Origin of the sequence: Saccharopolyspora shandongensis (genome assembly GCF_900106995.1) — a bacterium.
In the GTDB taxonomy this organism is placed as follows: domain Bacteria; phylum Actinomycetota; class Actinomycetes; order Mycobacteriales; family Pseudonocardiaceae; genus Saccharopolyspora; species Saccharopolyspora shandongensis.
Genome location: NZ_FNOK01000006.1, coordinates 260,306 through 273,563, shown reverse-complemented (window position 1 = coordinate 273,563; position 13,258 = coordinate 260,306). Strand labels below are relative to the sequence as shown.

Annotated in this window: 14 protein-coding genes and 1 tRNA gene; 5 read left to right on the top strand and 10 right to left on the bottom strand. The window is 71.4% G+C overall.

Features of this window, described 5'->3' with window-relative positions:
• Window positions 1–147: 147 nt before the first annotated feature.
• Entirely contained in the window at window positions 148–1,062 is a 915-nt protein-coding gene (locus BLW84_RS09360; protein WP_177226371.1) for a LysR family transcriptional regulator, read from the bottom strand.
• On the opposite strand from BLW84_RS09360, the gene BLW84_RS09355 reads away from it, so the two are divergent.
• Both BLW84_RS09355 and BLW84_RS09350 read left to right on the top strand, forming a co-directional pair.
• A complete protein-coding gene (locus BLW84_RS09355) occupies window positions 1,061–1,825 on the top strand; it encodes a flavodoxin family protein (protein WP_425441698.1) in 765 nt (254 codons plus the stop codon). The two genes, BLW84_RS09360 and BLW84_RS09355, sit on opposite strands and share 2 nt — an antisense overlap.
• A gap of 75 nt (window positions 1,826–1,900) precedes the next feature.
• Window positions 1,901–2,320 carry a DUF7144 family membrane protein gene (locus tag BLW84_RS09350; protein WP_093263681.1) on the top strand — a complete coding sequence of 140 codons (420 nt, stop codon included), beginning with the start codon at window positions 1,901–1,903 and terminating at the stop codon, window positions 2,318–2,320.
• Between the two features lie 5 nt (window positions 2,321–2,325).
• On the opposite strand, the gene BLW84_RS09345 is transcribed toward BLW84_RS09350, so the two are convergent.
• A complete protein-coding gene (locus BLW84_RS09345; RefSeq protein WP_143060900.1) occupies window positions 2,326–2,667 on the bottom strand; it encodes a hypothetical protein in 342 nt (113 codons plus the stop codon).
• 69 nt (window positions 2,668–2,736) lie between these two features.
• On the opposite strand from BLW84_RS09345, the gene BLW84_RS09340 reads away from it, so the two are divergent.
• Entirely contained in the window at window positions 2,737–3,480 is a 744-nt protein-coding gene (locus tag BLW84_RS09340) for an SDR family oxidoreductase (RefSeq protein ID WP_093263676.1), read from the top strand.
• Between the two features lie 2 nt (window positions 3,481–3,482).
• Here BLW84_RS09340 and BLW84_RS09335 read toward each other — a convergent pair whose 3' ends face one another.
• From BLW84_RS09335 to BLW84_RS09315, 5 genes are all read right to left on the bottom strand, one after another.
• Entirely contained in the window at window positions 3,483–4,646 is a 1,164-nt protein-coding gene (locus BLW84_RS09335) for an MsnO8 family LLM class oxidoreductase (RefSeq protein WP_093263674.1), read from the bottom strand.
• Entirely contained in the window at window positions 4,643–6,010 is a 1,368-nt protein-coding gene (locus BLW84_RS09330) for an NtaA/DmoA family FMN-dependent monooxygenase (RefSeq protein WP_093263672.1), read from the bottom strand. The genes BLW84_RS09335 and BLW84_RS09330 overlap by 4 nt, the downstream gene beginning before the upstream one ends.
• Window positions 6,007–7,167: an LLM class flavin-dependent oxidoreductase gene (locus BLW84_RS09325; protein ID WP_093263670.1), complete on the bottom strand. Its 1,161-nt coding sequence runs from the start codon at window positions 7,165–7,167 to the stop codon at window positions 6,007–6,009. The genes BLW84_RS09330 and BLW84_RS09325 overlap by 4 nt, the downstream gene beginning before the upstream one ends.
• A 300-nt stretch (window positions 7,168–7,467) precedes the next feature.
• A complete protein-coding gene (gene selD, locus BLW84_RS09320) occupies window positions 7,468–8,469 on the bottom strand; it encodes a selenide, water dikinase SelD (RefSeq protein ID WP_093263668.1) in 1,002 nt (333 codons plus the stop codon).
• A 36-nt stretch (window positions 8,470–8,505) separates the two neighbouring features.
• A tRNA-Sec gene (locus tag BLW84_RS09315) sits at window positions 8,506–8,598 on the bottom strand.
• A gap of 23 nt (window positions 8,599–8,621) precedes the next feature.
• Here BLW84_RS09315 and BLW84_RS09310 point away from each other — a divergent pair.
• Window positions 8,622–9,410: an alpha/beta fold hydrolase gene (locus BLW84_RS09310; protein WP_093263664.1), complete on the top strand. Its 789-nt coding sequence runs from the start codon at window positions 8,622–8,624 to the stop codon at window positions 9,408–9,410.
• Between the two features lie 33 nt (window positions 9,411–9,443).
• On the opposite strand, the gene BLW84_RS09305 is transcribed toward BLW84_RS09310, so the two are convergent.
• Together BLW84_RS09305 and BLW84_RS09300 are read right to left on the bottom strand one after the other, a co-directional pair.
• Window positions 9,444–10,427 carry a sigma-70 family RNA polymerase sigma factor gene (locus tag BLW84_RS09305; RefSeq protein WP_093263662.1) on the bottom strand — a complete coding sequence of 328 codons (984 nt, stop codon included), beginning with the start codon at window positions 10,425–10,427 and terminating at the stop codon, window positions 9,444–9,446.
• Window positions 10,428–10,509: 82 nt separating this feature from the next.
• Window positions 10,510–11,448, bottom strand: coding sequence for a siderophore-interacting protein (locus tag BLW84_RS09300; protein ID WP_093263659.1), 939 nt, complete (start codon window positions 11,446–11,448; stop codon window positions 10,510–10,512).
• Between the two features lie 61 nt (window positions 11,449–11,509).
• On the opposite strand from BLW84_RS09300, the gene BLW84_RS09295 reads away from it, so the two are divergent.
• The gene (locus BLW84_RS09295; RefSeq protein WP_093263657.1) at window positions 11,510–12,511 is read left to right on the top strand and encodes an ABC transporter substrate-binding protein; all 1,002 of its coding nucleotides are present in this window, start codon (window positions 11,510–11,512) and stop codon (window positions 12,509–12,511) included.
• Window positions 12,512–12,622: 111 nt separating this feature from the next.
• Here the strand turns inward: BLW84_RS09295 and BLW84_RS09290 are convergent, their stop codons facing one another.
• Window positions 12,623–13,258, bottom strand: coding sequence for an IclR family transcriptional regulator (locus tag BLW84_RS09290; protein WP_093263654.1), 636 nt, complete (start codon window positions 13,256–13,258; stop codon window positions 12,623–12,625).

Genomic DNA, 13,258 nt, shown 5'->3' with positions numbered 1-13,258 from the left:
CAGACGAACACCAAGACCAGGCGGCAGAGCACTGCCTGCCCGGCACCGCGAGTACCTCCGGGAGCTCATCCCCGCGCCACGGGGCCCGGCGGGCGAATCGTGACGCCCTCTGATCGTTTGGCGTTGGCCTCTTGAATTCGTTCGCCGCTAGCCGGATGCGCGGTGCTGTGCGACGGCCGTCTTCAGGGTTGTGAGGTAGCGGGCCACCGCTGGCCGGGTTTCGGTGCCTCGGCGGATCGTTGCGTGGATTCGCCGTTGTACCGGGCCATCCTCGACGTCGATCGTGGTCAGCGCCGCCGTGGTCGGTAGGCGGGCGTGGCTTGGTACGAGGGCGATGCCGAGTCCAGCCTCGACGAGTGCGGCGATCGCGGCCCAGTCGCTGGCTCGGTGCCGGACGTTCGGGCGGAAGCCTGCTGCTGCGCACGTCGAGTGCAGCAGTTGGTCGCAGGCGTCTCCTGCGGCCGTGCTGATCCAGTCCTCGTCGGCCAGCCGCTTCAGGTCGGCCACCTGGTGGTCGGCGATCGGGTGGGTTGCCGGGACCACTAGGTGGCAGTCGTCGGTGCCGAGCTCGATGCGGGTGCACCTCGGGTCGTCGTCGGGGAGCGCCACGTCCGCCGTCACCGAGACGATCACGTCCAGGTCTCCGCTGCACAGCTGGTCCAGGCAGTCCGGCACCGTGATCTCGTGGATACCGACCCGCAGCCTCGGATGCTGTTCGCGGATGGCCTGCGCCGCCGGGATCAGCACCGTCGGGATCAGCGACGGGACACCGCCTACGCAGAGTTGTCCCAGGTCTCCCCGGGCCGCCGCTTGCACGTCGCCGAATGCGTGTTCCAGGTTGGCGAGCAGCGCGTATGCGTGGTCCACCAGGACTCGGCCGGCTTCGGTGAAGCGCAGGCGGCGGCCGTCGACCTCCGTCAGCGGTGTCCCTGCTTCCTTCGTGAGGGTCGCCAGCTGTTGTGAAGCTGCGGACGGTGACACGTGCAGCGCGGCCGCTGCGGCGTGCAACGTTCCTTGTTCGTGGAGGGCGACCAGGAGGCGCAGCCGGGTCGGGGCGAACATGCACAAAAGCTTATCAGTACCGGCCTTAATGTCCCGCTTGTCTTCATGGTTGTTCCTGGTGAGCATTGGGCTGCACGTACACCGCGATCAAACGGGGGTGTCTTACCCGGTGAAAGTTCTTGCCTTGAGCTCCAGTCCCCGCAAGGACGGAAATTCCCGCATGCTCGCCGAATCAGTGCTCGCCGGCGCCGCGCAGGCCGGCCACGACGTCGAGATCATCGATCTCTCCGACGTGGTCTCAGCACCGCTGCGCGACTGCCGGGTGTGCCGCAACGCCGCCGGGCGTTGCTCCATCGGTGACGACTACGAGGACCTCCTGGTGGGCAAGGTCCTCCCCGCCGATGCGCTCGTGCTCGCCACGCCCCTCTACTGGTACGGCATCTCCGGGCAGCTGAAGATCTTCATCGACCGGATCTTCTGCTACGAGGCCGCCGGCTACCCGGAACACGAGCACGTCAAGCGGCGGCTGGTGAACAAGCGGCTGGCCGCCGTCGTCAGCTCGGAGGAGACCTACCCCGGCTCGCTGGTCGGCGTCACCGCGCACCTGCAGGAGCTCGCGCGCTACCTCCACCACGACTTCGTCGGCGTCGTGCAGGGCTTCGGCAACTCGCGCGGCGAAGTCGCCCGGGATCCGGGCGATCCCCTCGGCAAGGCCTTCGACCTGGGCGCCCGGCTGTTCGCGGCGCGCGCCACGGACTACTGCATCGACACCCCGCGCTCCTCCACCGTTTGGGCCGACGCGTCGGCGGGCACACCGGATTAAAGGCAATTCGGCCCTGGATCGTCTCGGGGTGCCTCGTAACCCTTTGGCGGTGGAGTCCGCGGAGGGAGCCGAACCATGACGTCCCACAACGTGCCGCATCGCGGCCTACCCACTCGGTGGCTGGGGTGGGTGATCTTCGCCGGCATCGTCCTGCTGATCGTCGGCGTCGTTCAGGTGATCTACGGCATCGCGTCCTTCGCGCGTTCCGGGACCAGCCTCGTCACACCGGTCGGCACCCCTGCGGTCGTCCACGTCGGGTGGGCCTACGTCGTGCTCGGCGTCGTCCTCGCCGCCGCCGGCGTCGGGGTGATCTCTGGCTGGGTGTGGGCGCGCGTGGCCGCGATCGCCATCGCCGTGGTGAGCCTGCTCGCCAACATCGCGTTCTTCCTCGGTTCTCCGTTCTGGTCCAGCGTCGTCATCGTGCTGGACCTGATCGTCATCTACGCGCTCGCGCTGCACGGGAAGGAGGTCAAGAGCACCCGCTTACGCCGGTGACCGGCTCACGCGGTGTGCGCCTCCGAGACCACCAGCGGCGTGCCTTGCATGCAGGTCGTGACCATGTTCGGCTCGATCCTGCCGCGGACGACCGCGGTCACGTCCGGCCGCAGCGTGGACGGGGGATGCACCAGCAGGTACTCCCGGTCGGCGGTGCTGAGGACCAGGCACCCCTGCTCGACCCCGCTGCGCACGACGCCGCGCACCGTCACCTCCCCGCTCTGCACTTGCACGGGCACGACGGGGAGGTTCGTCGGTGCTTCGGCGCAGCCCACCGGTGCGGCGAACGCCGCGAGCAACGCCGGGCCGCACAGCGCCGCTCGCGCGCTTCGTGGACGCATGCTCATGGCGCCGGAGTACCCGTGCGCGGCCGTGGGGTATCAATGAGCCCGCTGGCAATGACGACGGGAGGGCTGATGAGCGACATGCGAGTCGCGGTGGTGACCGGGGCCGGATCGGGCGTGGGGCGGGAGATCGCGCGGGCGCTGCTCGGCGCGGGCTACCGGGTGGCCCTGGCCGGACGGCGGCCCGAGCCGCTGCGGGAGACCGCACAGGACTCGGACGCCGCCCTCGTGGTGCCGGCCGACGTCGGCGACCCGGAGTCGGTCGCCGCGTTGTTCGACGGCGTTCGCGACGCCTGGGGCCGGGTGGACCTGCTGGTCAACAACGCGGGCACCTTCGGCGCCGCCGGCTCGGTCGGCGAACTGTCCTATTCGGACTGGCAGGCCGTCGTGCAGGCCAACCTGACCGGCTCGTTCCTGTGCGCGCACCACGCCTTCCGCGTCATGCGGGAGCAGGACCCGCAGGGCGGCCGGATCATCAACAACGGCTCGATCTCCGCGCACAGCCCGCGGCCGCGCAGCGTCGCCTACACCGCCACCAAGCACGCCATCACCGGCCTGACCAAGTCGATCTCGCTGGACGGCCGGCCCTACGACATCGCCTGCGGGCAGATCGACATCGGCAACGCCGCCACCGAGATGACCGCGGGCATCGCCACCGGCGCGGTGCAGGCGGACGGCTCGGTGCGCCCCGAACCGACCTTCGACGCCCGGCACGTGGCCGACGCCGTGCTCTACATGGCGGGCCTGCCGCTGAACGCCAACGTGCAGTTCCTGACCGTCACCGCCACCGCGATGCCGTTCATCGGCCGCGGCTAGGCCTACTGCCAGGCCTTCGCGAGCAGTTCGTAGGAGCGGACCCGGTCGGCGTGGTCGTGCGTGACCGTGGTGATCACGAGTTCGTCGGCGCCGGTGGCGTCGCGCAGTGTCGCCAGTTTGCGCGCCACCGCCTCCGGCGTGCCGACGATCTGCGTGTCCACCCGGTCGGCGACGATCTCCCGCGCCTGGTCGGTCCACCGGAACTCGGCGGCCTCGGCCGGGCTGGGGAACGGGATCGCGCCCTCCCCGGCGCGGATGCTGTGCACCCACGGCCCGTACGGAGCGGCGAGTTCCCGGGCCCGCTCGTCGGTGTCGGCGACCACCACGTCCGCCGACACCACCACGTAGGGCCGGGGCAGCTTCGCGGAGGCGGCGAAACCTTCCCGGTAGGACGCGACCGCCTCCAGCACCGTGGACGGGCTGACGTGGTAGTTCGCCGCGAACGGCAGACCCAGCGACCCCGCCGCGGCCGAACTCTCGCCGGCGCTGGAGCCGAGGACCCAGACGTCGAGATCGGCACCCTCGACGGGCACGGCGTGCACCGCTTCGCCGGTGGACGACCGGAAGTCGCCGCCGGCGAACCGCAGGATGTGCTCGACCTGGGTGCGGTAGTCCAGTGGTGCTTCCGCGGGATCGCCGGTGCTCAGCAGCCGTTGCTGCTCCTCGATCCGGGCCAGGAACCGCTTCGACTTGGCAAGCGCCCGCGGCTTCGGCGGGATCAGCAGGCCGTCGACCACCTTTCCCTCGGGCGCCGGGCCGTCGGCCGGATCGGCGAACCGGCGCACGAAGTCCCGGCCGCGGACCAGGCCCGAGCGGCCCAGGCCGAGGTCGATGCGGCCCGGGTGCAGGTGCGCGACCGTGCCGAACTGCTCGGCGACCACCAGCGGGGCGTGGTGGCCCAGCAGCACCGCCGCCGAACCCACCCGGATGCGGCTGGTCACGCCCGCGATCAGCGCGATCAGCACCGCCGGCGCCGCCGAGGCGACGCCGGGCGTGAGGTGGTGCTCGGCGACCCAGTAGCGCCGGTAACCGAGATGTTCGGTGCGCTTCGCGAGGTCGATGGTGTTGTGCAGGGCGTCCGCCGGTCCCTGCCCGGACACGATGGGGGACAGGTCGAGGACGGAGAGGGCAGTGGACACCGGAGACCTCCGGGACGGCTCGGTCATGATGCGGTTTTCGCGCTCTGCCGGGGGTTTTCCAGCGGCGGCAGCCCGAGGTTCTCGCGCAGCGTCGCACCTGGGTACTCGGTGCGGTACACGCCGCGCTCCTGCAGCAGCGGCACCACGGTGTCGACGAACTCGTCCAGGCCGCCGGGGGTGAGGTGCGGGACGAGGATGAAACCGTCGGACGCCTCTTCCTGCACAGACCGGTTCATCGCCTCGGCCACGCTCGCCGCGGTGCCGATGAACGACTGCCGCGCGGTGACCTCGATGATCAGCTCGCGGATCGACAGCTGCTTGGCCTCCGCCAGCTCGCGCCACTGCCGGGCGATGGCGATCGGGTCGCGGTGCCGACGGGTGCTCGCCCTGCCCTTGGTGATCGCGTCGGTGCCGATCGCCGGATCGAACTCCGGCAGCGGTCCGTCCGGGTCCAGGTCGCTGAGGTCGGTGTTCCAGAGCTGTTCCAGGAAGCTGATGGCGGTCTGCCCGCTGACCTGCTGGCGCCGGATGTGCGCGGCGCGTTCGTGGGCCTCCGCGTCGGTGTCGCCGAGCACGACGGTCGTCGCCGGGAACACCAGGAGCTCCTCGTGGGACCGGCCGTGCCGGGCGAGCCTGCCCTTGACGTCCGCGTAGAACGCCTTGCCCGCCTCCAGGGTTGCGTGGCCGGTGAAGATCGCGTCGGCGGCCGAGGCGGCGAACTCGCGGCCCGCGTCGGAATCGCCGGCCTGGAAGATGACCGGCCGGCCCTGCGGGCTGCGGGGCACGTTGAAGCGGCCCGCGATGTCGAAGTGCGCGTCGCGGAGCGCGAAGGAACCGGCCAGCGGGTCCCCGATGAAGACCCCGGATTCCTTGTCGGCGACGATCTCGTCGCCGTGCCACGAGTCGAAGAGCTCCCACGCGGTGCGCAGGAACCGCTCGGCGCGTTCGTAGCGCTGGTCCTCCGGCAGGAAGCCGCCGCACCGGAAGTTCTGGCCGGTGAACGCATCCCACGACGTGACGACGTTCCAGGCCGCCCGGCCGCCCGAGAGGTGGTCGAGGCTGGCGAACTGCCGGGCCACCTCGTAGGGCTCGTTGAACGTCGAGTTGATCGTGCCCGCCAGCCCGAGGTGTTCGGTGACGGCGGCCAGCCCGGCCAGCACCGTGAAGGTGTCCGGCCGGCCCACCACGTCCAGGTCGTAGATCTTCCCGGCGTGCTCGCGCAGCCGCAGCCCTTCGGCGAGGAACAGGAAGTCGAACCTCCCGCGCTCGGCGGTGCGCGCCAGGTGCGCGAACGAGGAGAACTCGATCTGGCTCAGCGAAGCCGGATCGCTCCACACCGTCGTGTTGTTCACGCCCGGGAAGTGCGCTGCCAGGTGAATCTGCTTGCTCATTGGTGTCCTCCGGCGGTGGCGTAGCGGCTGGCGGGCCGGGGCAGGCCGAACAGGCCGCGCAGCGTGTCGGCCTCGTACGCGGTGCGGAACGCCCCGCGACGTTGCAGTTCCGGAACCAGGTCCCGAGTGATCGCGGTCAGGTCGTGCGGGATTGCGCCGGGCCGCAGCCGGAATCCGGAAAGCCCCGCCTCGCGCCAGGCGAGCAGCCGGTCGGCGAGTTCGGCCGCGGTGCCGGTGAACACCGGAGAGTCCGATGTGGACACCGAACCGTCCCGCTCGTCCAGCCGTGCCTTGCGATCGGCCGCGCCTTCGCCGAGGAACACGACCAGGTCGCCGAAGACGTGCAGGGCGTCGTGCGCCCGCCCGGCGTCGAGCTGTTCGGCGCGGATCCGCTCGACGACGATCCGCGCCTGCTCCGCGTCGTGCGGGGTGGTGAAGGCGATGTCCGCGGCACGGGCGGCGAACCGGTGCGTGGCCGCCTCCGTCGCGAGCGCCGTCACCAGCGGCTGGCCCTGCGGCGGGCGGGGCGTGATCGACGGTCCCTTGACGTTGAACCACTTCCCGGCGAAGTCGATGTAGTGCAGCTTGTCGCGGTCGATGAACCGGCCGGTCGCGACGTCGCGGATCTCCGCGCCGTCCTCCCAGCTGTCCCACAGCCGGCGGACCACCTCCACGTAGTCCGCGGCCTCGTCGAACAGCTCCACCGGGTCGACCTCGCGACGGCCGAAGTGCGCGGCGTCGCTGCGGCGCCCCGAAACCCGCGCCTGCCAGCCCGTGCGGCCGGCGCTGATGTAGTCCAGGCTCGCGACCGCCTTGGAGATGTGGAACGGCTCGGTGTGGGTGACGACCGCGCTGGGCACCAGGCCGATGTGCGTGGTGCGGGGCGCGACGCGGGCGGCGATCAGCCCGGCGTCGAGCCGGCCGCGCACCTGGTCGGTCCGGTCGTCCGGGCCCTCGTCGAGGGTGGTCTGCGGGCCGAGCGAGTCCTCGATCGTGACGAGGTCGAGCAGCCCGCGCTCCGCTTCCCGCACGATGTCGACCCAGTAGTCGGCGGTGAAGAGCTCGGCGGAGCGGGCGGATTCCTCCCGCCACGCGGCGGGATGCCAGCCGGCGCCGTCCAGCGCCACCGCGAGGTGCAGGTTCGGTCGTGGTGCCATCTGCAGGTCCTTGCTGCCGGGCGGAGTTGACTCCACAGTGGATTCAAGTGGGGAGCGCGCCGGAGGCGCGCGGGAACGGCGCCGGGGCTAAGCGGCGTGTGGGACCGGCGAACGATGCCGGGAGAAGCGCGGGACTGCGGGCGCTCAGCGCCGCGGACAGGCGGCGGAGCTCACCCGGAGGAGGTCGACGTGGTCCCTGGTGACCAACTGCACCGACTGAGCCATGCCTAGAACGCTAGAAGCGTCCCCGGGAAGCGTCAATGGATCACCGCGGCTGCCCACGATGTGGGCGGATGCGTTTCAGAGCAGCGAAATCGTCGCGGCGCCGGCAGGGCGGACCCGGCCGATCACCGCCGCGCCGGGCACCTCGCCGACCACGAGCAGCCCGCCGGAGGTCTGCGCGTCGGCGAGCAGCAGCAGGTCTTCTTCCGGCGCCGAACCAGGATCGAGATGCGGCCGCACCCAGTCGAGGTTCCGGCGGGTGCCGCCGCTGACGAACCCGGCCCGCACCGCGTCCCGCGCGCCGTCGAGGTACGGCACGGCGGTCACGTCGATCTCGGCGGAGGTGCCGGAGGCGCGCATCGTCTTGAACAGGTGGCCCAGCAAGCCGAATCCGGTGACGTCGGTCGCGCACACCGCCCCCGCCCGCGCCGCCGCGGCGGCGGCATCGCGGTTCAGCGTCGTCATCGCGTCGATCGCCTGCTCGAAGCGTTCGCCGGTGCTCTTGTGCCGGGTGTTGAGGACGCCGATGCCCAGTGGTTTCGTCAGCGACAGCGGCAGGCCGGGACGCGCGGTGTCGTTGCGCAGCAACCGATCCGGCTCGACCAGGCCGGTGACCGCCAGGCCGTACTTCGGCTCGGGATCGTCGACGCTGTGCCCGCCGCCGACGTGGCAGCCCGCCGCCCCGGCGGCGTCGCAACCGCCGCGCAGCACCTCCGCGGCCAGCTCGAACGGCAGGACGTCTCGCGGCCAGCCGAGCAGGTTGACCGCGACGATCGGCGTCCCGCCCATCGCGTAGACGTCGGAGAGCGCGTTCGTGGCGGCGATGCGGCCCCAGTCGTAGGGATCGTCCACGACGGGCGTGAAGAAGTCCGTGGTGACCACGATCGCCGGCCCGCCGTCGGCGCGCACCACGGCGGCGTCGTCGCCGGTGTCCAGGCCGACGACCAGTTCCGCGTTCGGCCGTTCGACGACGGGCGCCAGGCCGCCGACGACCGACTCCAGTTCGCCGGGCGGGATCTTGCAGGCGCAACCGCCGCCGTGCGCGTACTGGGTCAGGCGAATCGCCGCGGTCTCGGGCATGGCCCCATTGCAGCACGTCGGCGGCGGGTTTACCGGCGGAGACGGACGGGAATCGAACCCGCCGCACCGAGGTTCTCGGTGCCACCGGCTTTGAAGGCCGAGGGGGCCACCAGGCACCCAGACGTCTCCGCCGGCCACTCTAGGATGTTCGCGTGCCGTTCGCGACGACAGCTGACCAAGCGAAGATCTACTACCAGGTCCGGGGCTCCGGCGAACCGCTGGTGCTGCTGAGCGGGCAGGCGAACACCCACCACTGGTGGGACAACGTGCACGCCGACTTCGAGGACGATTACCTGACGATCGTGCTGGACTACCTCGGCACCGGGCAGAGCGACAAGCCCGCCGACGCGGAGTACAGCGTCCGCCGCTTCGCCGGTGACGTGATCGCCGTCCTCGACGACCTGGGCATCGCGCGAGCACACGTCTACGGCACCTCGATGGGAGGCAAGGTGGCGCAGTGGGTGGCGATCGACCACCCGGACCGGATCGGTGCGCTGGTGCTGGGCTGCACCTCGGTCGGCGGCACCCGCGGGCTGCGCGCCGACGCCGAGGTGACCCGGTCCCTGGCGCAGCCGTCGGCGGACGCGGCGCGCGAAGCCCTGATCGACCTGATGTACACGCCGGAATGGGTGCGGACCCATCCCGGCCCGTACGTCACGCTCGGCGGGCGGATGCCCCACCACGCCCGGCGCGGGCACCTCCGGGCCAGCAACGGCCACGACAGCTGGGCGGAGCTGGACCGGGTGACGGCGCCGACGCTGGTGCTGCACGGCGCCGACGACATCTTCAGCCCGGCGGAGAACGCCGCGATCCTCGCCGGGCGCATCGCCGGTGCCGAACTGTACTACCTCGAAGGTGCCCGCCACGCCTACTTCGAGGAGCAGCAGGCCGAATCCTCCGGCGCCGTGCTGCGGTTCCTCGCCGAGCACCCGCTGAGCTAGCCGCCCTGCCCGCCCCGGTTCCGGTGCGCCGGATCACGCCGGGCAGGTGTCGGGCAGGCCGAACTTGGGGAACAGGCCGACGTCGAAGAACGCGACGGTGTGCTTGACCTTCGCGCCGTCGAAGTCCAGCACCTGCAGGTGGAACGGCCGGAACACGCCGTCGGGCTCGAGCCGGTACACGCCGAAGGCGACCTGGCCGTTCGCCCGCGCCGGCAGCAGCCGCAACTCGCCCGGACCGGCCGGGCACTGGAGGTCGACCAGCTGGCCGATGTGCTCCGCGCCGCGCACCCAGGTCGCGATCGGCGGCATCTCCCAGACCGCGTCGTCGGTGAACATCTGCACGATGGCCGGGATGTCCTTGGCCTCGAACGCCGCCACATAACACTCAAGCAGTTGCCGCTGCTCGGCGGTCAGCGGCTGCGGGGCGTCGTCCTCGGACGGCTTGACCTGGTCGAGCTGGGCCCGGGCGCGCTGCAGGACGCTGTTGGCCGCGGCGGTGCTGATGCCGAGCGCGTCGGCGACCTCGGCGGCCTTCCACTTCAGCACGTCGCGCAGGATCAGCACCGCGCGCTGCCGGGCGGGCAGGTGCTGCAGGGCGGCGATGAACGCCAGCCGGGTGCTCTCCCGTGCGCCGACGATCGCCGCGGGATCGGTGTGCTCGTCGGTGATCATGCCGTCGGGGATGGGTTCCAGCCACGCCACCTCGGGCAGCTCGACCAGCTCGCCGCCGGGATCGTCGGTGGGGCCGCCCAAGCCGGTCGGCAGCGGCCGGCGCTTCCGGTTCTCCAGCGCGGTCAGGCAGGTGGTGGTGGCGATCCGGTAGAGCCAGGTGCGCAGCGACGAGCGGCCCTCGAACCGGTCGTAGGCGCGCCAGGCGCGCAGGTACGTCTCCTGCACCAGGTCCTCGGCGTCGTGCAGCGAGCCGAGCATCCGGTAGCAGTGCGCCAGCAGTTCCCGGCGGTACGGGTCGGCCTGCGCGACGAAATCGTCGGTGGCCATCGTGGTCGTGGCGGCCATTGCTGCGCCCCTTCGGCTACCTCTGCACTGGACTTTTGGTGTCGCAGAGCACAGTAACCGAAGGCACCGACAGATCAGGGGGTCAGCAGTGGCCCTCGCGCCAGTAGCCCATGAAGGCGACCGCCTGCTTCGGGATGCCGTAGTCGTTGACCAGCATTCGCCGCAGCCGCTTGATCACGCCCGCCTCGCCGGCCAGCCAGCCGTAGAAGGCGTCGGGCGAGGCCGCGTCGGCGGGGGTGTCGGGCACCTCCCACAGCGTCGTGGTGTCCACGTCGACGTCGTCCGGTTCGGCCGCGTCGCCGCGCGACGACGGGCGCAGCTCGTTCAGCGCCTCGGCGACGCCTTCCTCCAGCAGCGTGCCGTGCGGCGTCGCGGCGCATCGGGGGAACCAGCGCACCTCGACGCCGTCGGGCAGGTTCCAGTCCTGCCGGTCGTGCTCTTCCGGCACTTCGAGGCAGACGATGCCGCGAGCGCACGGCGGGAGCGATTCGACGATGGAGGCGACGGCGGGCACGGCGGTCTCGTCACCGGCGAGCACCAGGTGGCTGGCCGCCGCGGGCGGCGCCCACTCGCAGCCCCACATGCGGCCGGTGCCCGGCCGGTCGGGGCCGAGCAGGCCGATCTCGTCGCCGGGTCGCGCCTGCGCCGCCCAGTTCGAGGCGGGGCCGCCGTGGCCGGGTCCGCCGTGCAGCACGAAGTCGACGTCGAGCTCGGCGGATTCGCCGCGGTAGGCGCGGACCGTGTAGGTGCGCAGGTTCGGGCGGATCTCGTCGGGCATCGCCAGCCACCGCTGGTACCAGTCGGCGCCGCTCGGGAAGTCCGCGAGTGTGCGGCCGGGCTGCGGCAGCACCAGCTTGATCCGCTGGTCGTGCCCGCCGGCGCCGAAGGAGCGCAGGCACTCGGCGGTGAAGGTGATCCGGACGAAGCTCGGACCGAGCCGTTGCACCCTCGCTACCTCGACCGGGAACGTCCGGTAGACGGGCTTGTGCTCGGTCAACTGCGCGGTCCGCGTACCTGGCATCCGTAACCTCCCGAGATCGAATGCTAGGTTAGCCTAGCCTTACGAATTTGGGGAGGTTGGTTTGCGTCACAAGATCCGAGCCGCTACCGCGCTGCTCGTCGCCGTCGGTTCGCTGACGGCATGCGCTTCGCCAGGTCAGGACGACCAGGCGGGCACCGGATGGTCCTACACCGATGATCGCGGGATCACTCTGAACGCGGACAAGCGCCCGGAGCGGATCGTCGCGCAGGTCTCGTCGGCCGGGGCGCTGAAGGACTTCGGGGTGAACGTGGTCGGCACCTTCGGGCCGCTGGTGCGCGACGACGGCTCCACCGAGCCGGAGGCGGGCAGCATTGATCCCCGCCAGGTCACCGACGTCACCGGGCCGGGCTACGGCGAGGTGAACCTGGAGCGGCTGACCTCCCTCAAGCCGGAACTGCTGGTCAGCGGCAAGTACGCGGAATTCCCCGGTCTCTGGCACCTGGTCCAGGACCAGGAGGACGCGGTCAAGCGGATCGTGCCGACGGCCGGCGTCGTGCAGTCCGGGATCGCGCTGCCCGAGGCCATCCGCAAGTACAAGGAACTGGCTCGCGCGCTTGGCGGCGACGTCGACTCGGAGCGGGTGAAGGCCGACGAGGACCGGTTCAACGCGGCCGCCCAGCGCCTGCGCGACATCGGGGCGCGGATGCGCGCCGAGGGCAAGTCGATCCTCGCCGTGGGCGGTACCAAGGAGGAGTACTTCGTGGTGGTCCCGGCCCGCAACCCGGACCTGGACTACTACGTCAAGGAGCTGGGTCTGCCGATCACGACGCCGCAGAACCCGGACGTGGCCGGCGGCGGCTACTTCGAGCGGCTGTCCTGGGAGAAGGCCAACGCCTACCCCGGCGACGTCCTGCTGTGGGACGCCCGGCCCGCCTCGATGAAGCCGGAGCAGATGAAGGAGAACCCGGTGTTCGCCTCGCACCCGGCGGCCGCCGCGAACCGCTTCGTCGAATGGGACGCGGTCGCGCCGATGAGCTACGCCAGCTACGCCGGGATCATGAACAAGCTGGCCGACCAGCTGGAGACCCAGCTGGCCCGCTGAGCTCGCGCGAACCCCCGGCATCCCCGTCCGATGTGGACGGAGGTGCCGGGGTTCTGCGTTACCCGTCGGCCGGATCGCCGTCGAACCCGTTCGCCCAGCAGCGGCCGCGAACTAGCCGCCGAGGGCCGCTCCGATCCGTTCCGCGGCGGCGACGACCTGGGCGCCGAAGCGCTGCCCGGGGCTCGGCAGGAGTCGTTGCGTAGGCGCCGAAAGGCACACCGCCGCGACCGTGTCGCCGTGCAGGCGCACCGGAGCGCTGACCGAACCGACGCCCGGCGCGCGAGCCTGGACGCTCTCGACCCAGTCGTGGCCGTCCGGGTTCCTCTCGCCGAGTAGCACCTGACCGGACGATCCGTGCGGGAACGGGAGCAGGGTGCCCGCGGGCTGGCTGGCCCGCAGTTCCTCCGGCGACTCGACGCTCACGATGCACAGCCGGTGGTCTGCCCGCCGGACCCACAGCTGCACCGATTCTCCCGCCGCTACGCACAGTTCTTCCAGCACCGGCCGCGCGGTCTCGGCCAGCGCCGAGGTCGCGAAGCGCGGGCCGAGGTGGAAGCAGCCCGCCGCGTCGCGCCGCAGCAGGCCGTGGGCGACGAGAGCGGTGGCCAGCCGGTGCGCGGTGGACACCGTCAGGCCGAGCGTCCTGGCCAGTTCGCTGGTGCCCATCGGCTGGCTTTCCACGCAGTCCAGGATGGCCACCGAGCGGTCCAGGACGCCGACGCCGGTGGCGAACGGTTCCGCGGCCAC

Excerpts from the sequence above, each read along its gene's own strand:
- BLW84_RS09335 (WP_093263674.1), bottom strand. The coding sequence starts at position 4,646 with ATGACCGAGCCGTCCCGGAGGTCTCCGGTGTCCACTGCCCTCTCCGTC.
- BLW84_RS09345 (WP_143060900.1), bottom strand. The coding sequence starts at position 2,667 with ATGAGCATGCGTCCACGAAGCGCGCGAGCGGCGCTGTGCGGCCCGGCG.
- BLW84_RS09305 (WP_093263662.1), bottom strand. The coding sequence starts at position 10,427 with ATGGCCGCCACGACCACGATGGCCACCGACGATTTCGTCGCGCAGGCC.
- BLW84_RS09360 (WP_177226371.1), bottom strand. The coding sequence starts at position 1,062 with ATGTTCGCCCCGACCCGGCTGCGCCTCCTGGTCGCCCTCCACGAACAA.
- selD (WP_093263668.1), bottom strand. The coding sequence starts at position 8,469 with ATGCCCGAGACCGCGGCGATTCGCCTGACCCAGTACGCGCACGGCGGC.
- BLW84_RS09350 (WP_093263681.1), top strand. The coding sequence starts at position 1,901 with ATGACGTCCCACAACGTGCCGCATCGCGGCCTACCCACTCGGTGGCTG.
- BLW84_RS09330 (WP_093263672.1), bottom strand. The coding sequence starts at position 6,010 with ATGAGCAAGCAGATTCACCTGGCAGCGCACTTCCCGGGCGTGAACAAC.
- BLW84_RS09325 (WP_093263670.1), bottom strand. The coding sequence starts at position 7,167 with ATGGCACCACGACCGAACCTGCACCTCGCGGTGGCGCTGGACGGCGCC.
- BLW84_RS09355 (WP_425441698.1), top strand. The coding sequence starts at position 1,061 with ATGCACAAAAGCTTATCAGTACCGGCCTTAATGTCCCGCTTGTCTTCA.
- BLW84_RS09340 (WP_093263676.1), top strand. The coding sequence starts at position 2,737 with ATGAGCGACATGCGAGTCGCGGTGGTGACCGGGGCCGGATCGGGCGTG.
- BLW84_RS09300 (WP_093263659.1), bottom strand. The coding sequence starts at position 11,448 with ATGCCAGGTACGCGGACCGCGCAGTTGACCGAGCACAAGCCCGTCTAC.